A 20882-nucleotide genomic window follows, 5' to 3' on the forward strand; every position below is an offset into this window, starting at 1 on the left:
ATAGTTAATGCTTGTATTCTGGATTCAGAGCAGTGCAGCGGCTTCTAGCAAAGCGCAACAAGAGATCACGTACACTGTTAAGTGGACTAAATGCTCAAATCTAATTCGGGACTCAAGAGATCATTGAGGGTGCTTTTGTGTGAATAAATAATTAAGAAGATGAATCCTTCTTCTTGATCTGATTTATCTCAAGGAATTCTTGAAGTTTTATCGGGAAAATTTTCTCTCCAAATTGAGAGATATCTTTGAGTGCGTTCCAGATTCCAACACTGTTTTTGTCATTGGAGTCATAGCCTATAACCGACTCAAGTTTTGGAATGTTAAAATGTATTTTCGCAAAGGATGCTTCCGAAATTAATCTCCAATTCGTTGTTATCATTGAACGTTTGGTTTTATCATTCAATGCTTCACCTTTGGAATTAAAAATTATAATTTGCTCTAAACCTTCATTGTAGAGATGACTTTTTTGTAACTCTTCGGTTGATGTAAAGGTGAGTTGTGAGACAAAATCTTGTTTAAAGTCGAAATCATTAATCACAAAATAGTCAATACCAAAATGTTTACAGAGTTTTATTAATATTGAAGCGGTTAATTTACCATGATGAGGAACAATAGCAATATTATTAAAATTCAAATATGTTGCAGCAAACTTTTCATCACCTGTAATACCTAATACATATCTTCTGATAATTTCTTTATACGTCATCAGATCGTTGGGGCCTTCCACTAGTAATACTTTTTTGCTGAATATTATTTTATTTAAATTGGGTTCAATTAGCTTAATATAATTGTTGTAATCTTTAATTTCAGATAGTGCTTCATCATCTTTATCTTCGAAAATTTCTTTATTATGCTTGTTGTACTTTAAAACAGTTTGCTTTGTTATTTCATCAAACTCAAAACGAATCAAGCCTCGGGTATCAAATATATCCAACATTTTGTCAGAATGCGTTGTATAAATTACTTGATGTCCCTTTTCTGCTAATCCACAAAGGACGGTTTTGTAGAAATATTCTTGGTGATTTTCATGCAAAAAGCTTTCAGGTTCTTCAAATAAAAACAGGCACTTGTCAACTTCGTTGCTCTCCGCTATTGCTTGAATTACTGCCATTACAAACATAGAGATGTAGCCATCGCCAAAATGGTCAATTGGAACTAGATTATCCATATCTCCGTTAAGACCAACTTTAAACATCATCTCTAAAAATATATCTTCATAATCAGGTAATCCAAATTCAATGTGGCACTGATTCTGTCTTAAATTTGTTGAATAATTAAATTGTATTTTGCAAAGAAACTCATTTAACTTTGAGTTTGCAAGTACTTTATCAGTCGCGCTTTTTACTTCCCCTTTAAAAACATCTTTTTTGCCGACCATAATATTGTCTGTATCAACTATGCTTTTGATATGCTTTGCTAGAAAAGAAGACAGATTTCCCCAACTCGTTTTCTTTGTCGATATTTCTTTTTTGATTTCATGGAAGTTTATGTAGAATATTTCAAAATACTTTGCTGCACCGAAAGCGCCAGAACTCCTGTTACTTTGATTGTAATCATCATAGGAACTAATTTTTGTGCTCTCTATTTCATGACCATCGAGTTTGATTTCTAAAAAATGATATCCAGTGAGATTCGCCGTCCCCCATTCAACTTTAGGCTCGCTACTACTGGTTACTTTAGTTACAATTTTAGGTATATTGCTATAAGACCTTTTGTGGAAGTCGTTGATTGTAAAGGTATCTTTAGTCACATACTTTTCTGTTATTCCATACAAAATTGAATTAAGAAAATTTGTCTTACCTGCATTATTGTATCCCACTATTGCTACTGGTTTTTTATAATCGCTATTAGGAAAACTAACAGTAACTTCTTGGCCAAATGACCTGTAATTTTGGACTTTTATGCCCTCAATACGAATATGGCTCATTGTATAATGCACCTCTAATTCTTAGTTGAAAGTACTAAGCAATTCACAGTGAATCAAATTATCACATGTGTATAGATCGCCATCCCAAAATCGTCCCGCTGAACAATCTCTAAAATGCGGGACGCGTCATGAGAATATCATAATTTATCATAAAAGATATAATTACCATCCCAAATCTGAATTACCTAGTTCTAATTGTTACGTTGCATTTTAGTCATTTCCATAATCGGGTTCATAATCAGGTTCAATAGTGATTGTTTTCTCAAATGTATGATCTATGCCAGCGGCGGTTACCTCGTCCAAACTATTCAGTTTCAAATCGCAAACCCTACACTTTAATGACGTGATTTCATATTGATTATCCTGATATGTTATCCAAGGCTCCTCCTTGTCGATATATTCTGATCCTTCATCTAAAATTTCTCCGTATATTACTGCGTGTCCACCGCAAGAAGGGCATGTAATAGTTTCCTGATCATCATCTGTGAGTACAGGGATCACTTTCAACATATCACGAGGAACTGGCCCTTCGTATTTTTGCCTCACTTCTGTACGATGTCTTTGAATTCGAGCTTCAATTAGCGCCTTCAAACTAACGGACCTAGCTTGAATAATCTCTTCTGCCGCTCTTGCTTCTCTTGGTCCGAGCAGATCACTTAACGATTTGTTTTGAAACTCAAGAAGCATTTTGCATACATCCCAAAACTTCGGCAACCAGTGGTCCATATTCATTCCTACAAAAGGAAGTGCTCCAGAATGCAATTCCTCATTTCTGTGATTTGCTAGCGTCATACAAAATTTCTTTGTATCAGCATCAAAACGCGAAACATTTACTAAGTTTTGAAGGCGTTCAAAAACTGTTTTTGCTGTAATTGTCTTAAAATCCACACTCTGAGACTCGTTAATGGCAACCAAGAATCCATTTGGAGTGTTGGGATCAACAATCAATGACGGGTGCTTATATGTTAATGCAGCCTTTCCTAAGAGTTCCAAAGAAAGAGATGCCCAGAGTTGGAACTCTGAAAAATCGCCTTCGTCACGTCTGCTAATTGCTTTTCCTATGAATAATTTGGATTTGTTCCATAAAGATTCGTAGTCTATCATAATGGCCTCCCTATTTCTTATAGTATTGTAACTCTTTCTATAACCCTAACTGCTTTGGCGCTTGAATTAGCTACACCTCGTCCATGCAAACAGCGCCAATTATCTATGATCAATATATCGCCTTGAGACCAGTTTATTATTTCCAATTTAACTTTAGAGATCGATTCATTAAGCTCGTTCATTGTAACAGATGCTTCCTTATTCGTTGGGCGCATGCAACTTGAATCGAACCTGATCCATTTCTTTCTGTGAATATTGCTATACCCACGTAATGTAGCCAAGAAACTATGCCGACTATTTGCAATGGTGTATAAACATCTATCCAGTCGCTCTTCAAGATCTTGAGAAAACCCTATTTTACCAAGATCCAATAGAGTTGTTGGCTGGACTTCACCTTCAATTTGTTTTGCATGTAAAAGAACATACCTTGCTGGAATTTTTATGTAAGCAGTATCAGTATGTAACGGAAATTGCCCTACTCCATATACTGCACTCAATGACCTTGGTTTTGCTTTATTCGCATCCATAGGCACTAATATATCTATAAGAGTACTATTTAACCTCGATGGTATTGGCTCACCCAAATCAAGTGCTAGTTGTAGTAGGTTATCCTGGTTAATTAATTTCTTTGTACTTACGAATATCCATCCGTTATCGCGCAATTTGTTTAAGTTAATATCCATACTACACGCCCCATAGAAAATTTAGTTTGCTTCTACTCCATTTGAAAAGTTTTTATCAAGCCGGCCATCAAACACTAAACCACTTTTACCAGTTTTACTTATTTGCTAAAATAAGAATCTATCAACAAATTCTCCGAATTATGCTTGCTACTATGTGGCGAATAATACAGGTAAACTTGAGAGGTACCCATGCTTCTTTGTCGACACTAAATTTGATATCCCGGTTAATATATGCCTGAATAATCTCAATGTAAGTTCCTGCATATATACCAGTGGCAAAGGTTATGGTGGCACCTCCAATAATTGTAATAGAAATAATAATTTCTTTCACTTTGTCAATACCCCTATTTACATAATATTCCACAATAAATATTCGACATGATTCGCGATATTCCTTGTCCTGCACAGTTGGAGTGGATTACTACAAAGAGACTCTCAGCAACGGGCTAAGGGTATCAGTTCTTAAGACAAGGCATTCCGCGCTTTGCCCTTTAGCTTAATAAAAGCAAGGATCAGTTATTGTGATATATCTACTACTCTTTATTTTTTCAACTATCAATTTCATTTTCCTTTCCTGTGATCGGATAGGTACGTACTATCTCTACAATCACTTTCAAACAGCTACTGGATAGATCAGCATCATAAAAATACCCTTCTATGTATTTAAGCATCTATGAATACATTTATTTTTACAATAACGAGCGTTTGCAGGCAAAATTAAACGGCCTTTAGTCCAATTGAATTCAGGACCAAGGCCGCCTAACTATTTTTATTATTTGTACTGTCTACTTGACGGGGGGCAGTTCATGGTCGGGCTGCCGCGGTGTCTTTATTAAATTATAGGTTTCCTTAAATTAATCATCTAACTAACAACTCCCCTAAAAGCAAAATAAGGTGAAAGTTCACAAAAGTAAACATTCACTAACGATCTCTATTTTCCACTAACGAACTTTATTTTCCACTAACGATCTTTATTTTCCTTGATCAAAGATTAAAAACCAGGCTGCGTTTTGCTTTGAATACATTTACAATAAAAGTAAAAAGTGATATCATATAAATATCAAAAAGATATAATTTGAAGGGGTGTTGCAGGAATGAAAGAAACGAATGCTTGGTCGTTGAACGGTTTTCTCGGTTTATTGTTATTTATTATCGGCGGTGGGATTGGCGTTTTCCTTCTTACGCAAGAACGAATTGTGTTGGGTATCATCCTTATTATTCTAGGGCTGATATTCGTCTCGACGATCACTGCGGTTAATCCGAATGAAGCTTCAGTCATCACTTTCTTCGGCAGTTACTTGGGTACAATTCGTAAGAGCGGCCTATGGCTCATTGTCCCTTTTTCAAGCAGAAAGAAAATTTCATTGCGGGTGCGTAATTTTAACAGTGTGAAACTAAAAGTAAACGATATTGAAGGAAATCCTATCGAGATTGCGGCTGTCATCGTGTTTAAAGTAGTCGATACCTACAAGGCCCTCTTTGATGTGGACAGCTACGAAAAGTTCGTTGAAATTCAAAGTGAAACGGCGCTGCGTCATGTCGCCAGCAAATATCCTTATGACCGTTTTGAAAGCGAAGGCTACTCACTTAGAGGCAATGCAGATGAAGTTGCCGCTGAGCTTAGCCTAGAACTGCAGCAGCGTCTGTCAGTAGCAGGTGTAGAGGTCATCGAATCCCGCCTGACCCACCTTGCTTATTCGACTGAAATTGCCAGTGCCATGCTTCAACGACAGCAGGCTTCTGCTATTTTATCCGCTCGCCAAATTATTGTTGATGGCGCTGTGGGTATGGTTCAGATGGCTATCTCTCGGTTGGAGTCCGAGGGTTTGCACCTAGACGAGGAAAGAAAGGCGGCTATGATTAACAATCTGCTTGTTGCGATTGTATCGGACCGCTCAGCGAGCCCGGTCATTAATACCGGTTCGTTGTACTAACGGGACCAGAGCTATGGCTCCTAAGAAAAATTTCCCGCTCCGACTTGATCCTAAGCTGTACGAGGCTTTGGAGCGTTGGGCGGAGGATGAATTCCGCAGTGTGAACGGTCATATCGAGTATTTGCTGCGTGAAGCTCTTCATCGAAATGGACGTGTGACTAAACCCGGAACAGAGCAAACCATTTCTGAAAAGACGGATGAGTGATTTCTACTATGACCTTGCGATGAACCCTCGCAAGGTTTTTCTATTTATAAGTTTCTAGATATCGACTTCCCGAAAAAAACAGGACATGAAAGATCGCTCTTATTATGAGCGGCATAAGGAATTCGCTTGCTTATCCGAGTAGTGTTGTATTTTGTACAACTTTTGGTAAGCTAATCCACGTTTTCCACTCAATTGTTGCAGTAAATACAACAATTCCAGCTGAAAGTAGCTCTATTGCACATAAAAAGGCTAAATTGTTGTATAACATACAACAATCCTTAGCTTTTTAAGAAGAAATCAAGGAAATTGTTGTACGCTGTACAACTTACCTACCCCCTAACCCGAAAAAATAACTTTTTATAATGAAAAAAAGGGACCTTGCGGCCCCTTTTTCATCATTTCCAGTCTTTCACAACTGCACTACTTAATTGATAAATGATCAATCATTAAATTTCTTATTTCTAAATTATCTTTACGCTCGATTACCCCTTGGTAAACCATTTTCCCTGTTTCCAGTTCGGCAACAGCTACTCCTGGATTTCCCTTCCCAGACATGTACATGTATATTCGGTTATTTACAATTTGGAGCATACCCGTTCTTCTCCATTCTTTTTGCACGTCCTGGAGAGCAAGTTTGACGTCACTCTTTACTACATTTCCATTTAAATCATAACGAAGGACTTGCGATTCGCCAGAGTCTGACAATTTCGTAATGTATAGTTCACCGCCAACCTGGCGAATCGTCAGCTCATCTGTTTTCGCATTCAGTAACAGATTACGCATGGGCTCGTTTTGAATCCTCGTCAATTGACCGTTCCATATATCGTAAACAAGGATCTCACGGTTCACTATCTCTTTGCTTCTTAATTCTACTGTGTCCTCTTCGGCATCATCTTTATAAGTGATCCTATCAAAAATAGCATAACGATTTGCCTTGATTTGATCGCTTGACCACACATTCGTTGTACTCGTCCTCAACCTATTATCTGGAGAGGCTGCAGGTTCAATCAATTGGTGATCAACAACACTTCTTTTGTCGAGATCAAGTGTATACAAATGGTATTCAGCATCCTTATACAGTCGCGGATTTGTCTCTGTTCGATGCTGATAAGCAACGAGTAATTTCATCGTCTGCTCTTTTACTTGCACATCCGCTATGCTGATAAACTCATTTTTGTCCTTCTTCAATTTCACCTGGAAATCCGCACTTTTCTTCTTCTTTCCTTTATCATATAGAGCGATATCAAGAATATCCGGTTGCCCTTTTTCTAGATCGAAATCTGATTCAGAACCTACGTAACCTATAACTTTTTCATCTTCAAAAAATGCATTTACATTCCGCTTTCCTCTCATGAAAGAACGATGTTCTGGGAGTAATCCCCCTAATTCCTCCAGGTAATAATAGGACGAATCTAACTTTTGCCAGTACGACTGATGTTCGTCTGAATAGTCACTCCCTGTCGTTTGAATCGTGATTGGATCCGTTTCATATTGACCTTGAATAGCTATGTGTGATCCTTCCTGCTCCTGACCTGCCAGCGTTTTGAGATAATAATCAGGCTTGTGATCTTCGGAAGCGGTGGCGTAATATATACTAATTGACAATGCAGTAAATGGAATAAGCAAAGCAAGTATCCAGTAACGCTTCATGGCGCACCTCCTTAAATGGTCACTTTTTTACGTAATAAGTAGGAACTGAACCACAAAGAAAGACCTGTGATGCAGATACCAATGATAATTTGCAAAAGGAGAACCTCACTAGGGAATAGGTAATTCCTAACCCACACTTCAGCAATGATGACGGGCAATAAAATGAGAAGCAATGCTGCGACACTATAGAGGATGCCTGCCGCGATTCCTTTGTATCGAAAGCTGCGTTCTAGTAAAATCGCCGTAAACAGGACGACCACGCCCATCGCACCTGCTCCGTAATATAGGACAAATTCAATAAAATATTTAGGAGCAAGCATTTTTAATAGAGGATGATGATGGATGAGTTCCGGGATGGGCACGTCTTGTCTGAATTCACCTGGAATCATAGCATCGAATACTGAAATGTGAATGGGAACCAGCATGAGCTGAAAAGCAATAAGCCCCAATACGAACAGGACAATGGTGCTTAGCTTGGCCAGATACACATTCATCCTCGAAGTGGGTAGCATAAGAAGCCTATAGGCAAACGTACTTTTACCGAACCACTCCTTGTACCAGATCAGAAAAATATATAAGAGCAGCGACGCTGCGCACAAACTAATTGACCCTTCAATCCATATAGAACTGTAGCCGTTCGTGATACTGGTCTTACCGTACTGCGCTGCATACTGGACAGCCGAAATCGAATTCCTATCCATCATTTCTTCCGCTCTATTCATGTAGCTATTCGCCTCTAACCATATGCCGAAAAATTGCGAAAACAGCGTAATTACCAATAATGCACCATAAAATTTGCTAAATCGGACGATTTCCCAATTCAGCAGTTTACCATAACGATTCATGCCAGATACACCTCTCTCATGACATCTACAACAGACTTGCCTTCCTTGAAACGCATCTCCTCCGCATAAAACTGCTTCATCACTCGGCCCTGATCGAGCAGAACGACCTTATCAATCAAATGCTCGATATCGTGGATTTCATGTGTCGTTATCAGGACTCCGCGGTCCTCGACGAGATGGCTGGTGAAGACGTCCGTGATCTGCTCCCTGCTGAAAATGTCTATCCCAGAAAAAGGCTCGTCCATGAGTAGATAGTCAGCATCGAGCGATAGACCAAGCAGTAAATTGGCTTTAGCCGAATTCCCTTTGGATAAGCTGCCTATCCGATCTTCTGCTTTAAGCTTAAAAAAAGTTAGAAGCTCCTGCGCTCGTTTACTATTCCAATTCGAATAGAAATCCTGCATAAACTGCATCGCCTCTGCAATTCTCAAATGGGTAGGCATGGTCAAAGTATCAGGAATAAATACAACCTTCTCGTACGTGTGTTTATCTAAAAGCTGACTGTCAATCTGAATCTGACCGCCATTTATAGGTGTTAACCCCATGATGGATTTCAAAATGGTCGATTTACCGACGCCATTTATGCCAATAAGACAAGTGATTTGGCCTTTCTCAGCCGTGAATGAAACTTCATCCAGCACTCTTCTCCTGCCGTATTTCTTAACGATCTTATCTACTTCGATCATTTGTTGACCTCCTTCGAGTGATGCTTAACAAAAATTTCTTCGTAACATGCGGCATTACCCTCTAGCACGCTCCGATTCATACTTCTCTTTCACAAAGCGAAGCAGTTCATCCGTTGGCAGCTCGATTTTCTTAATGGATTGGACGAATACTTCAACAGCCTCCTGTATGAGCTCTTCACGAATCGAATTCAAAATTCGTCCATCCGTCGTTATCCGGCTAGGGGAATTTCCTTCGGTTGTAATCAACTTCTGCTCCTCCATCTCTTTGTAAGCTCTTTGTGCGGTATTGGGATTGATCTGGAGCAAGCCCGCCAATTCACGCCTAGACGGGATCTCCTGTCCTGAAGCTAGCTTGCCTGTGGCGATTTCTTCTTTAAAATACTTCACAACTTGCAGATAAACCGGATCGCGGTTGTTAAACGTAATGTTCATCTACCCATCTCCTATGTCCCTTCCTTAGTAAAACTGGATAAATTTAGTGTGTGTATTAACTGGTTCATACATCATGAAGTGTACTATACACTTCATACACTTATTCTGTCAAGAGATAATTGGAAGCCATAGCCATAATTGGCCGCGTTCCCACATACCTGTAAGTGAATAAGCAAACACTAGAGGCAAGGATTCGTTGAAGGTCGGGGAGGTAATTGGTGTTGGGAGGAACAGTTAAACCAAGAGGTAAGAACATGAAAGGTGTTCTAAGCAAAATGAGAGGACTGCCGAACGCAGTTGCACAGCTGTTCAAGCAGCAAGCATCGCTGCTTTTGCATTCCTCTGCTAAAATAGTTGGCCCTTTGGAGGAAATTCCTGTCACGACAGCATTCATAGGACGGCTGGAAAAGGGCTTAAAACATCAATTAGATCTGCAGCAAAGCGGTGTCGTAAGTTCTCTTCTCTCGACAGATGAGAGGGCGATTGTGCATCGAATTAAGGAACGAACCCAGCGGGAAAACCGAAATAATGTGACACGAACTAACGCGTATTGGTCTTGTTATCAAGATAATCCGGAGCTTCACTGGGCACTGCTTGCCCATATGGTCTCACGCAACGGGGGCTGGTGCATGACCGATCTTCGTGGGGAGCTGCTGCCACATTTGATAAGCAATGAATTAGCCCAGCATCTATTTGCTTTTCTGGAACGAGCGAACGGTCTTATTTTTCAAGATGCTTATCCACAACTACTGCTTTATGGCGAAAGCAAGAAACGAAAGATCAGTTTGTTTCATCTCCTGCCGCATATGGACATCTCGTCCTGGATGGTCCCTGTTTGGAACGACTTCTGGACGAATCAAGAATCGGCCGCGCTAACGATTGCACTTATTGTTAATGAGCAAAACTACATCGAAAAACGAATCGTAAAGAATAAACAGATTCAGCAAAACGTGTTGAATACGCCTTTGTTCAAAACACAAGCATGGCTGCAATTGAATCAAATCGGGTTTCCCTTTTTTCCGGCTTCCAGCGAATCACAAGCACCTCAGATGCATCTGTCTGGACTTATACTCGAGAACTTCGCTAGCTTAACAGAACGCATCGAATTCGGTAAAAGCTTGTATGCGATACTTTTCGGAGTACCGGAAGTACTACAAGGCGTGCTTAGATTTGCGGCCACAACTCCCCACACTGGCTCACGTTCCGATTACTGGCCTCACCTGTTTGCCCAAATAAGAAAAACCCCTCCCGATATGAAATATCAGGAGAGGCTGGATGGCAGCGCCCTTAAGAAAGGGACACAGCCGTTTTATAGTCCTAAGCTTACGTCGGTATGGCCTGACAGGAGCTTGGCTCCTGTAGAGCCCGGTGACTGGTTCACGAGTGTGAAGGAGCCACTTGTGCATATGCGCTCCATTCCTGTACCGATTCCTTATGATTTAACGAAAGAAGTGTACTTTGGTTTAAGCAAGATCGAGTTAGGCATTGTAGCTGCCCAAGCGATTAAGAAGGTGATCCGGTGAATCAGCTTGGCTATGGCTAGGAATGTTTGATAAGACGACTCACTTTGCCGATTAGCTTTTGCACTGGCGATGGGAAGTTTTTCACATCGTCCTTCGTTACAACACGTGTTACCATCAGCATCAATGGATACAAGGCAGCCGAGAAGCCACAAACAAGTACTGCATTTATTCCTTCATTTAGTCGATACCAGCGAGTTGGATGCACATACGTATGTGTGAGCCATTCTGCCCCTAGACCAAGGATAACTATGACAACGATGGAAAACAGTAATCCGATGAAACGACGTCCGAGGATCGTAAAGTCGACTTCTTTACGAAGCGAGCGTAAATTGAGCCAAGACATGACAATAAAACAAAGACCCGTTGAGCCGATGATTCCATAGATCCCAAACCACTGCGCAAGTAAGAAGCTACCAGCTAGCTTGACCGCAATACCAACGGCAACATGCAGCATCAGCGGTTTCATTCGGCCCATGCCCATAAGGACTGCACCCGATGTCTGCATCACGATTTGAAACATAGCTCCTAATGTGAGCAGAGAAATCATGTGAGGTCCATGGCTCATACCAAAAGCGGTATCCTCATGCCCGAACATGAAGAAGTCTAATGGACGGGCAGCAATGGCGATCACCAATACGGCTGGTAACCCAGAAAGAATCGAGAGTTGAAGCACCCTTGTTGTCTGGTGGCCAACCTGTTTCATATCTTTGCGGGAATAGGCCGCTGAGATGATGGGAACGACGGATTGACTAAGCGCGATGGCCAAAATAATCGGAATCCCCGCCAGGGACTGGGCACGTCCTCCTATAATACCAACAAGCCCAAGCGCTTCGCTTCTGCCAATGGTCCCTTCTAAGAGCGGGATAATAATAGAAGTGTCGATCGCATACACAAGTGTAACCGTCACAGAGAAAATAACGATCGGAATCGACAGCTTCAATAAGCTGCGATAGATTTCACTATAACGAACTGGCGTATGTGATTGTGGTGATTGCGTGCTTCCCGCAGCTATCTGTTCGACCGCTATGTTCGACTGCGCATCTCTGCGCTTCAGCTTCAAGGCATAGTAAAGCATAACGGCAAGTGCCGCAATCCCTCCCATAACCCCTCCGAAAGATGCACCCGCAACTCCCCAACCTAAGCTGATGTTCAATAAAATAAATGCGAGTCCGATTGAGGTTACGAGTCTGAATATTTGTTCCACAACCTGTGAAATCCCGTTAGGCATCATGTTTTGTCTGCCTTGGAAATAGCCCCGCATAATAGCAATCAGCGGGAAGAACAGCATGGCTGGCGCTATAGCGCGAGTGGCGAGTGTGGCATCCGGTCCACCATGTGAAATGTGCTCGGCATAGATCGGTGCAAAGACATATAGCAGCGCCGTCATCACGACTCCCGCTACGATGGCAAACCATATGGCCGCGCGATAAATCCGCTGCGCTTCTGCCGGTCTTCCGATCGCATATTTCTCGGAAACCATTTTGCTTAGTGCGCTGGGGATACCGGCTGTTGCTACAACAAGTAAGATCGAATATAGATTAAAAGCAATGGAATAACTGCCCATTCCTTCCTCATGAAGCAAATGCACCAGCGGAATTCGCTGGAAAACGCCGAGAAACCGCGCTATTAGCGCGGCCACGGTGAGAATGAGCGTCCCTTTTACTAGAGAATCTTTGGTTTCCTTCGTCAAGTCCGTTCCTACTCTCTTACAGTATTCATTCCATTAAAAAACCCAGATAAAAAAGATAATAATCATCGCCAGCTGAAGCGCAATTTTCACCGCACTGCTTGCAAAGAAACCGAGTACAGAGCCGACACCGGCACTTATCGCCTTTTTCCACGACGTACCGATGATAATTTCACCAATCACTGCGCCTAAGAAGGGGCCAATGAGTAAGCCGAAAGCTGGAATAACAAAAGGCCCAATGATAAGACCAATTGTACTTCCGATGATAGCCGCCCTTGAGCCTCCAAACCTCTTTACCCCTAGCGCACCTACTGCGTAATCGGCCACCATGATGATGATGACAATCAAGGATTGGATAAGCCAGAACCAGACGCCGAACGGTTCGAAGCTAATCAACCAACCATAGATGAAGAAAGCTCCATAAATCGCTAACACACCGGGCAGCACCGGATAAACAGCACCAATCATACCCACTACAAATAAAAGGATAACTAATGTCCAGCCTAAGGTGATCATAGATCGCATCTCCTCCAATCTAAGCGGTTTATCACTTCTACTTTACAGCATATAAGTGCGAATCACTTTAGCAATGGCATGTTCATTGTTGGTAACGGTCGTAATATCGGCAATACGCTTCACTTCATCCTGTGCATTACCCATAGCTACACCAAGACCTACTTCACGAATCATCGCGATGTCGTTCTCGCTATCCCCCATCGCAATGACTTCGGACATGCTAATGCCTAGAAGCTGACATACAGTCTCCACGCCGCTCGCCTTACTAATGCCTAGTGGGTTTAGTTCAATATTAGATGGATGGGAATTCGTTATTTCAAGTGTTCCCCATCCCTCAACGATGTCCCGGATTTGCTGAAGTTTCTCCATATTTTCGGTGAAATAACCGAACTTTAGCCATTCTTGGCTGTCAATGTCCATGGCTTCGCTCTCACGATTGAACACACCTTGCACCGAATAAGCCCACCACCAACAATCATACGTTTGTGCTAGAGTATGCAAATTACGTACCGTTTCAGCAGGGAGCAGGGTCCGCTTAAGTAATTTAGTCGGAGACTCCCACACTTCACTCCCATTGACCACGACAAGCGGTGAGGTAAGTCCTAGCTCCTGAATATACGGCATGGCGCTTACAGCTCCGCGTCCTGTAGACATAATAACGATCTTACCCGCTTTAGTGGCTTCCTGAATCGCTTCTCGGTTTTCATCTGATATTTTTTTGTCATCGTCCAGCAAGGTGCCATCCATATCGAGGGCAAGTAATTTATAAGATCCCACGTTTTCCCATCCCCTGTCTCTACGTCATTAGTAGACCTAGTAAGCAGCGAGCACTTTCTTAGGCAGTTCTTCCATGAATGTCACATGCCAGAGGGCAAAAATATAGATGGTCCAAATGCGGCGAGCATAGTCGCCCTGATTATTACGATGCTTATGCAGCATGCGCTCCACAGCGTTGATGTCAATATAATCTTCAATCCCGCTGGATTTAATTTGCTCCAGGACCATATCGCCCATAGAACCTTTCATCCAATCGCGCAGCGGTACCGGGAAGCCCAGCTTCGGACGGTTCAGGATGGGATCAGGGATGATACCTTCCATGGCCTTTCGGAAAATGTACTTCGTCGTTCCATTCGCGATTCGGTACTTGGCCGGAATGCGGCGTGCCACTTCGAACAGTTCCTTATCGAGGAACGGAACTCGAAGCTCAAGTGAGTGTGCCATCGTCATCTTGTCAGCCTTCATCAGAATATCCCCTGGCATCCATAGATTCATATCGATATACTGCATCCGGCTTACTGGATCAAGATGCTTCGTCTTACTGTAATAATCGCCAGCAATTTGTACGGGATTCTTATAGGCGCGCAGCATCTCACTATCAAGGCGCAGCACCTCCGCTTTCATATCCTCGGAGAAAATCTTGGCGTTGCCGAGGAAACGCTCCTCAAGCGGTGTCGTTCCGCGCAGTAAATAGTTGCGGCCCTTCACACTGCTTGGCAGAACCCGGGCAAAGCGGTTCAGCATGCGCTTCACCGATGCAGGCAGCTGGTCAATCGGACGCAAGGATTGCGGCTCGCGATAAATGCGGTAGCCGCCAAACAGCTCGTCCGCGCCTTCGCCGGACAGTACAACCGTTACGTGCTCGCGCGCAAGCTTCGCCACGTGATAAAGGGCAATGGCCGAAGGATCGGCGACAGGCTCGTCCTGGTGCCAGATCGCCTTCGGCATCGTACCGAAGAAATCATCCTGCGTGATGATTTTGTCGTAATGCTCTGTGCCTAATGCCGCAGCCGTTTGGGCGGCAATCGGCGTTTCATTGTTGGCGCCTTCGAAGCCAACAGAGAACGTGCGGATCGGTTCGATATTCCTCATATGTGTTGCAATCGCCGTCGAGTCAATCCCGCTCGACAAGAAGCAGCCCCGATCCACATCACTGACCATGTGAAGCTTGACCGAATCCTTCAATGTTTCACGAATTTGTTCCACGTACTCGTCAAACGGGCGCTCCTCCGGCTCAAACATAGGATCCCAATATTTATGTATCGACATTTCTCCGTCGAACGTAATTTTGACCGTATGCCCAGGTGGAAGCTTATGTATGCCATGGAACATAGTGTTAGGCTCCGGCACGTATTGAAAGGTCAGATAGTTCAGCAAGCTGTCCGTATGGATCAACCGGTTCATGCCGTCCGCAGCCAGCAAGCTCTTAATTTCGGAGCCGAACAAGAACTGACGGTCATTGACATGATAGTAAAACGGCTTAATGCCGAAGTGGTCTCTCGCACCGAACAGCTGCTTCTTTTTCTTGTCCCAAATAACGAAGCCAAACATGCCGCGCATGTATTTGACGCATTCCTCTCCATACTCCTCATAGAGGTGAACGATAACCTCCGTATCACTTTGCGTGCGGAATTGATGCCCACGCTCCTGCAGCATACTGCGCAGGGCTTTATAATTATAAATTTCCCCGTTGAAAATGATCCAGACAGAATCATCCTCATTAGCCAAAGGCTGATGCCCTTCTTTCAGGTCAATAACAGACAAGCGGCGAAAGCCAAGACCAATACGATTATCCGTCCAAAAACCGGAATCGTTCGGACCCCGATGAACAATAACTTCTGTCATTTGCTGCAACATTGCAGTGGTTGGTTCTCTATCTTCAAAATACATTACACCCGTAATACCACACATGGTGAAACTCACTCCTCCGTACCATTCATCATCAATCTTTCTATTCGACAACCGATATATTAGTATACCATATCTGTCCGTCATACTGGAAATGCGATGAAAGTACGTGAAAGCGCTGTATCCTATAGAAAAATGATGGAAATCAGAAGTCGCTTTAATGAAGCTGATAACCTGGTTTTTTTCATACATTCCTCCACCTTTCCTCTGTGCATAAAAGTTTGCCTCGCGCAACTTTTAGGGTGGAAAATGTTCTTTCCCTTACACTAGGATATGCTCAAGGATGGGAAACGGTTCCTGCACTTGTGTGCTGCATGAACAGGCATAGAAATAACCAGCTTACGCCTTCCATTAGTGAGCGTGTTTATACAGCTGATGCAAAGCAAGCTGCGCCCAAGAGACGTAATGCTGAAACATTCGCTTACTTATCCGTGTTAAGTAGTGCTTTGTACAACATTAGGTAAGCTAATCTGCATTGTTCAACCGAATCTTGCAAAAAAGAGACCGTCCATTCATTCATCCAATATTGCTCTAGATTGAGGTGTCTTAAATAAGGATCAATCGTCATATATGCTCAATTGAAATTGCTGGATGAATGAGAATCCATACGCAAATTGTTGTATAAAACACAACATTGGTAACCTCTATAGGCCATTTGCCCTCACGAAAGCTGATTGACTCTAAAATCGAAAAACAGCAAACAAAACGCTAAGAAAACCTAGTTTCTTACCGAATGATCGTGCAGTATACACCATCTCAGCAAAGAGAAAAAGGACCTGCTTTTGCAGATCCCTTTTACTAACACCTTTATTTCTTTCCTTCCAATGCCATTTGATCCACTCTGCTGGGATGAATTCGAATAACAGCGAATTCAGCAGTGATTTACCACGGCCTTTTTCCGCCGCCCAGCTTCGTCAGAATACCGTCGTTCGCCGCGTCATAAGCCTGAAAGATTTTGGCTGCTATCGGGGATGCCCCATAGCGTCCGAATCCACCCTCAGGTACAACCACTGCTATGGCAAGCTTTGGATTCTCTACGGGAGCAAAGGCGATAAATACGGCATTTTCTACCGTGCCGCCCGAAACTGCTTGTGTCGATGTACCTGTTTTGCGTGCTACATTATACGGTAATTCATCAATGCCCTCGGCGCCACTTTTCATCCCATGAATAATGACATTCCAATCTTCTTTAGAAAATTCAGAGGAAGAATCCTGAATAACTTCAGGCTCAACCTTTTTAACTAGTTCACCTTGGTAATCTCGAATTTCATCTACGAAAAGAGGCTTCATACGTTTCCCACGACTGGCAAGTGTAGCTGTATATTGAGCTAGCTGCAGTGTTGTCGTTTTTTCATTCTGTCCCCATGAGGCGTAGACCATTGCGGATTGGTAGCTGTCTTTTTGGGCATTTTTAATAAAATCATTCGAACCTGCGAATTCACCTGGAAGTCCGCTTCCTGTTTTCACACCCATACCGAATTTCGCAAGGTATTCTGCCCATTTCGTTGTGACCTTTGGTGTTTCTCCCCCATATTTCGAATAGAAGGGAATGCCCACTTTCTCGGACATAAACGTGTTAGAAGAGTGTTCAATAGCCCCAGCAGCATCAATATATCCGTAAGCTGCTTTACCCGAATTTGAGATAGTACTAGACCCTCCCTTACCAAAGCTAAACGATCCTGAATCGTAATAGTTCTCATAAGCGCCGAATAATTTCTCCTTAAGTCCGATTAACACCGACAAAGGCTTAATGGTTGAACCCATAAAAACAATGGAAGACGGATGCTTCGCATTCTCTTTTTCATCTGGATATTTAGATTTAGCCGTCATGATGGATCCATTAGAAATATACGTACCAATTTCTTTGTAAATATTTGGCGAAATACCTCCGGTCCAAGCATTCGCATCGTAATCCGGATAGTTTGCCATAGTGACAACGCGCCCCGTATCCACTTCCATCGCAACGGCAAAACCAGAGGAGGCCTTCATCCCGGTTTTCATATACAGATCATTGGCATGAGAGGGACTGCGTAAATATTTGATATGTTCCTCCAGCATTCTCTCTGTTGCCTTCTGGATATCTTTATTAATCGAAAGATATAGATTATTCCCTTTTATAGGCGCTGTCACTTCGGCTCTTCCGATAATTTTCATAGCCGCATTTACTGGATATTTCCTACTCCCGTTTTTACCGCGCAACTCATCCTGATACATACGTTCAATGCCGTCAAACCCTACATTTTCTGTGTTCAGATATTCTTCGCTACTTGGGCTATCTTTATAGATATCTTTGGCCGTCTGCGTAGAAAATGATTTTAAATATCCAACTAAATGTGTGGCAATCGTCGTATTATCATCATCCATTTCATACGTACGGATACTTTCTTCCGTCACTTCTAACCACTTAAATTCATCTCGGTGCTCTAGTAAATAGGCCATTTCCCCTTTAGATAAATCAGCCTTAATCCGTCGCGGTACCCAATAATAACTCGGATCTTTCACCTTATTTTTATTAATATCGTAACCTAAATCCATCGCTAGAACGATCTCTTCTGGCGTAGGGCTGACCGAATTCGGTTTGGCATATTTATCAAAAACATCAACCTTTAGCCGCTGAGCTAGTGCAATCACTTCATCTTTGTTTTGTTGACCTGGTTCAATACGGAAAAACAAGGACTGAACTGGAATCGTATAAGCAAGAGGAGATTTGGTAGAGTCGTAGATATTACCTCGAATGGGAGCGATACTCGTGGTCTGATTCGTATTTGTATTCTCCGCCTCTTTAAGATCTTTGGCTTGAACGAATTGTAAGATAGCCAAACGCACGATTAAGACAGAAAATAATAAAAACGTTACAAAGAAAAATATATTGATCCGAAACGAAAAGTGCCGCTTTTTGGTAACCTCTTTTTTCTTCGGATCATCCATAATGGATGACTTCATCGCTTCTCAGATCCTTTCTTACGCTATGGCTTGCTCATGAAATAGCTCAAGCAGGGAATGAATACCCTCCCCTGTATGATAGGAATAACGGATTATTCGAACAGCATCGATGCCGACTTGACTTGGCGCCCAAATATCATTCGTCTCATGGTCGCCGATATAAAGAATATCCTTAGCCTCTAACCCCGCCCTATCCAGGGCAAGCTGGAAGATCGCCGGATCGGGCTTCTCTAGACCAACTTCTGTTGAAACAATGACGGGGTCGAAATCATGCAAAATCCCCTTATCCTCCAATATGGCTTTCAAGGTAGGAGCAAAATTGCTGATAATCCCTATTCGAAAACCTTGGGCCTTCAAACCATCTAAAAATGGTTTAACATCATCAAACAATTCATAATACTCGGGTGCCGTGTAAATGTCGTAGAGCTCATGGCAGCAGGTATAAATCTCTTCCTCTGTCCACTCCTCGTGTATGCCCAATTTATGGAGCACATATTTATATAGATTGACCCAGAACTCACGATCTGACTCTGGACTGCAAACCACGAAATTGTCCTGCTTATTCACATAATAAAAAAGACGAAAAGCTTCCGTAAATAGTTCACTAATATGAGCTTCATCACGATCCACAGATCGCAATTGTAAATACTGTTTCAATATCGTCTGGGCCGCCGGAATCGTAAGTAAAGTGTCCCCAGCGTCTAAGTAAATCATCTTATATTCCTGTAATGGTTTTCGCATATAATCTCCCTCATTCTTATAAACAATCGCACCTTATCAGTGTACCACATTTAATCATGATATGAGAAAACCCTCCAGATCTATCCATGAATTCCCTTAAAAGTTCGGTCGCCTTAAACAAAAAAAAGCCCTCCCTTGATCTCCAAAGGAAAAGCTTCTTGCCGATACTTTTTAAGCGTCCTTAACATGAGTTTGATCGAAGTTAGGCGGATTGAACCAGTTGCCACCGCTTGCCACCCAGGTTGAATCTAGCGGTACCCAGCGATCAGACTCTTTCAGGTAAACTTCGTTCCAAGCGTGAGGCCCATAGCTGCCCTGCCCGTCATAGCCTAGCCCCGTCACAACTTTCACATCAAGTCCGATGGATCTGGCCATCTGTGCATACAACCTAGAGTAGTCTATACAAACCCCTTCGCGGGTGTTGAAGGTATCCTCCGGCGTCTGTTCTTTCCAGATTCGTTTCTCTTCATACAGAGTTACCTTATCCCAATCATATTTGATGTAGCCGCCTACCCATTTATACAACAGCTTGGCCTTCTCTTCATCCGTCTTCCCACTGGCGGTTACTTCTTTGGCCGCATCAGCAATATTGCCTGGAATTTTCGCGTCTAGAACTTCATACTTACGCTGCAGGATATTCGTAAATTCCTGTTCGACAGCACGTGTGAACACGGGCACTTTGTCGGCAATGAAGTCACCCGTGAAGGGTGAAATTACTTCTTTAGCACCTTTCTGATACATCTGTGATGATTCAATGTATGGTGTGACCAAAGAGTGAGGGAATAACGTTACATAAATGAAAAGCACAGCAATAAGAATGAGCGCCCTAGCGAATCCTGCGACAGAACCGATGGCTCCACCAGAGACAGAACTAATAAAAGAGTTGCTGCGCTCCCTGTAAGGATCACGATTAGCCAGCCAACTTCCTAACAAGGGATCAATCAATAGGTTCAGCAGTTGCTTCACGATCATATAGCCAAGTAAAAACAATACACCGAAACGCAGCAGCGGGAAATCGCGGATACTCGTCATAGCCGTATAATAGATTTGTTTAAGCATGCTTATCTCTACGGATGGAATTTGCAAATTCTGCCCTTTCAGCCAGATTTGTATCACAGGCGATATCCACTGGACCCCTTTCCACGCAATGAACATGGACAGAATGACGATAACCGCCTCAACGAGCATAGACAGAAGATGCTTGGCTGAACCTGATCCTCCCCGGAAAAACCCTTGAACGACTGAGCCTACAAATGTGAGAACGATCACGATGGATATTAAATTTATCGAAGTTGATTGTAACCACGTCATATCCGTCATG

The 20882-nt window shown here is 42.6% G+C and carries 18 protein-coding genes; 3 read left to right on the forward strand and 15 right to left on the reverse strand.

All coding sequences use genetic code 11. From position 1 onward, the window contains the following. Positions 1 to 151 precede the first annotated feature (151 nt). The 4 genes from QFZ77_RS34170 to QFZ77_RS34185 form a co-directional block, all read right to left on the reverse strand. Positions 152 to 1927 (reverse strand): ATP-dependent nuclease, encoded by a 1776-nt coding sequence (locus QFZ77_RS34170; protein WP_307447384.1) that lies wholly within the window; start codon positions 1925 to 1927, stop codon positions 152 to 154. 210 nt (positions 1928 to 2137) lie between these two features. Beyond that, positions 2138 to 3031, reverse strand: coding sequence for a hypothetical protein (locus QFZ77_RS34175; RefSeq protein WP_307447389.1), 894 nt, complete (start codon positions 3029 to 3031; stop codon positions 2138 to 2140). Between the two features lie 17 nt (positions 3032 to 3048). Beyond that, a complete protein-coding gene (locus QFZ77_RS34180; RefSeq protein ID WP_307447391.1) occupies positions 3049 to 3714 on the reverse strand; it encodes a TauD/TfdA dioxygenase family protein in 666 nt (221 codons plus the stop codon). A 121-nt stretch (positions 3715 to 3835) separates the two neighbouring features. Then, complete coding sequence (locus tag QFZ77_RS34185) at positions 3836 to 4045, reverse strand: hypothetical protein (protein ID WP_307447394.1); 210 nt, start codon at positions 4043 to 4045, stop codon at positions 3836 to 3838. A gap of 763 nt (positions 4046 to 4808) precedes the next feature. Here QFZ77_RS34185 and QFZ77_RS34190 point away from each other — a divergent pair. Beyond that, the gene (locus tag QFZ77_RS34190) at positions 4809 to 5648 is read left to right on the forward strand and encodes an SPFH domain-containing protein (RefSeq protein ID WP_307447397.1); all 840 of its coding nucleotides are present in this window, start codon (positions 4809 to 4811) and stop codon (positions 5646 to 5648) included. Positions 5649 to 5661: 13 nt separating this feature from the next. Continuing rightward, entirely contained in the window at positions 5662 to 5853 is a 192-nt protein-coding gene (locus QFZ77_RS34195; RefSeq protein WP_307447399.1) for a type II toxin-antitoxin system antitoxin, read from the forward strand. 420 nt (positions 5854 to 6273) lie between these two features. Here the strand turns inward: QFZ77_RS34195 and QFZ77_RS34200 are convergent, their stop codons facing one another. From QFZ77_RS34200 to QFZ77_RS34215, 4 genes are read right to left on the reverse strand one after another with little or no spacing between them, the layout of a single operon-like run. Further along, positions 6274 to 7503: a hypothetical protein gene (locus QFZ77_RS34200; protein ID WP_307447402.1), complete on the reverse strand. Its 1230-nt coding sequence runs from the start codon at positions 7501 to 7503 to the stop codon at positions 6274 to 6276. A gap of 11 nt (positions 7504 to 7514) precedes the next feature. After that, a complete protein-coding gene (locus QFZ77_RS34205; protein ID WP_307447404.1) occupies positions 7515 to 8348 on the reverse strand; it encodes a hypothetical protein in 834 nt (277 codons plus the stop codon). Beyond that, positions 8345 to 9034 (reverse strand): ATP-binding cassette domain-containing protein, encoded by a 690-nt coding sequence (locus tag QFZ77_RS34210; RefSeq protein ID WP_307447408.1) that lies wholly within the window; start codon positions 9032 to 9034, stop codon positions 8345 to 8347. The genes QFZ77_RS34205 and QFZ77_RS34210 overlap by 4 nt, the downstream gene beginning before the upstream one ends. Positions 9035 to 9088: 54 nt before the next feature. Beyond that, a complete protein-coding gene (locus tag QFZ77_RS34215; protein ID WP_057307568.1) occupies positions 9089 to 9466 on the reverse strand; it encodes a GntR family transcriptional regulator in 378 nt (125 codons plus the stop codon). Positions 9467 to 9720: 254 nt separating this feature from the next. Here QFZ77_RS34215 and QFZ77_RS34220 point away from each other — a divergent pair, with 254 nt between their 5' ends. Continuing rightward, positions 9721 to 10989 carry a DUF2515 family protein gene (locus QFZ77_RS34220; protein ID WP_307447415.1) on the forward strand — a complete coding sequence of 423 codons (1269 nt, stop codon included), beginning with the start codon at positions 9721 to 9723 and terminating at the stop codon, positions 10987 to 10989. A gap of 16 nt (positions 10990 to 11005) precedes the next feature. Here QFZ77_RS34220 and QFZ77_RS34225 read toward each other — a convergent pair whose 3' ends face one another. The 7 genes from QFZ77_RS34225 to QFZ77_RS34255 all read right to left on the reverse strand — a co-directional run bounded on the left by QFZ77_RS34225 (position 11006) and on the right by QFZ77_RS34255 (position 20881). Continuing rightward, the gene (locus QFZ77_RS34225; RefSeq protein WP_307447417.1) at positions 11006 to 12679 is read right to left on the reverse strand and encodes a putative polysaccharide biosynthesis protein; all 1674 of its coding nucleotides are present in this window, start codon (positions 12677 to 12679) and stop codon (positions 11006 to 11008) included. A 33-nt stretch (positions 12680 to 12712) separates the two neighbouring features. Then, positions 12713 to 13192 carry a DUF456 domain-containing protein gene (locus tag QFZ77_RS34230; protein ID WP_307447421.1) on the reverse strand — a complete coding sequence of 160 codons (480 nt, stop codon included), beginning with the start codon at positions 13190 to 13192 and terminating at the stop codon, positions 12713 to 12715. A 42-nt stretch (positions 13193 to 13234) separates the two neighbouring features. Next, positions 13235 to 13969: a Cof-type HAD-IIB family hydrolase gene (locus tag QFZ77_RS34235; RefSeq protein ID WP_307447424.1), complete on the reverse strand. Its 735-nt coding sequence runs from the start codon at positions 13967 to 13969 to the stop codon at positions 13235 to 13237. Between the two features lie 36 nt (positions 13970 to 14005). Further along, a complete protein-coding gene (asnB, locus tag QFZ77_RS34240; RefSeq protein WP_307450056.1) occupies positions 14006 to 15880 on the reverse strand; it encodes an asparagine synthase (glutamine-hydrolyzing) in 1875 nt (624 codons plus the stop codon). 879 nt (positions 15881 to 16759) lie between these two features. Continuing rightward, entirely contained in the window at positions 16760 to 18820 is a 2061-nt protein-coding gene (locus QFZ77_RS34245; RefSeq protein ID WP_307447427.1) for a peptidoglycan D,D-transpeptidase FtsI family protein, read from the reverse strand. An 18-nt stretch (positions 18821 to 18838) separates the two neighbouring features. Continuing rightward, positions 18839 to 19561 (reverse strand): HAD-IA family hydrolase, encoded by a 723-nt coding sequence (locus QFZ77_RS34250; RefSeq protein ID WP_307447430.1) that lies wholly within the window; start codon positions 19559 to 19561, stop codon positions 18839 to 18841. Between the two features lie 171 nt (positions 19562 to 19732). Continuing rightward, positions 19733 to 20881: a transglutaminase domain-containing protein gene (locus QFZ77_RS34255; RefSeq protein ID WP_307447433.1), complete on the reverse strand. Its 1149-nt coding sequence runs from the start codon at positions 20879 to 20881 to the stop codon at positions 19733 to 19735. Position 20882: the final 1 nt, after the last annotated feature.

The sequence above is a fragment of the Paenibacillus sp. V4I3 genome (assembly GCF_030817215.1).
Taxonomy (GTDB): Bacteria; Bacillota; Bacilli; order Paenibacillales; family NBRC-103111; genus Paenibacillus_E.

What these genes read in the sequence shown, in the direction of transcription:
- QFZ77_RS34245 (WP_307447427.1), bottom strand. Translation starts at nt 18,820, where the DNA reads ATGAAGTCATCCATTATGGATGATCCGAAGAAAAAAGAGGTTACCAAA.
- QFZ77_RS34190 (WP_307447397.1), top strand. Translation starts at nt 4,809, where the DNA reads ATGAAAGAAACGAATGCTTGGTCGTTGAACGGTTTTCTCGGTTTATTG.
- QFZ77_RS34255 (WP_307447433.1), bottom strand. Translation starts at nt 20,881, where the DNA reads ATGACGGATATGACGTGGTTACAATCAACTTCGATAAATTTAATATCC.
- QFZ77_RS34250 (WP_307447430.1), bottom strand. Translation starts at nt 19,561, where the DNA reads ATGCGAAAACCATTACAGGAATATAAGATGATTTACTTAGACGCTGGG.
- QFZ77_RS34195 (WP_307447399.1), top strand. Translation starts at nt 5,662, where the DNA reads ATGGCTCCTAAGAAAAATTTCCCGCTCCGACTTGATCCTAAGCTGTAC.
- asnB (WP_307450056.1), bottom strand. Translation starts at nt 15,880, where the DNA reads ATGTGTGGTATTACGGGTGTAATGTATTTTGAAGATAGAGAACCAACC.
- QFZ77_RS34215 (WP_057307568.1), bottom strand. Translation starts at nt 9,466, where the DNA reads ATGAACATTACGTTTAACAACCGCGATCCGGTTTATCTGCAAGTTGTG.
- QFZ77_RS34205 (WP_307447404.1), bottom strand. Translation starts at nt 8,348, where the DNA reads ATGAATCGTTATGGTAAACTGCTGAATTGGGAAATCGTCCGATTTAGC.
- QFZ77_RS34200 (WP_307447402.1), bottom strand. Translation starts at nt 7,503, where the DNA reads ATGAAGCGTTACTGGATACTTGCTTTGCTTATTCCATTTACTGCATTG.
- QFZ77_RS34175 (WP_307447389.1), bottom strand. Translation starts at nt 3,031, where the DNA reads ATGATAGACTACGAATCTTTATGGAACAAATCCAAATTATTCATAGGA.
- QFZ77_RS34220 (WP_307447415.1), top strand. Translation starts at nt 9,721, where the DNA reads ATGAAAGGTGTTCTAAGCAAAATGAGAGGACTGCCGAACGCAGTTGCA.
- QFZ77_RS34230 (WP_307447421.1), bottom strand. Translation starts at nt 13,192, where the DNA reads ATGATCACCTTAGGCTGGACATTAGTTATCCTTTTATTTGTAGTGGGT.
- QFZ77_RS34210 (WP_307447408.1), bottom strand. Translation starts at nt 9,034, where the DNA reads ATGATCGAAGTAGATAAGATCGTTAAGAAATACGGCAGGAGAAGAGTG.
- QFZ77_RS34180 (WP_307447391.1), bottom strand. Translation starts at nt 3,714, where the DNA reads ATGGATATTAACTTAAACAAATTGCGCGATAACGGATGGATATTCGTA.
- QFZ77_RS34170 (WP_307447384.1), bottom strand. Translation starts at nt 1,927, where the DNA reads ATGAGCCATATTCGTATTGAGGGCATAAAAGTCCAAAATTACAGGTCA.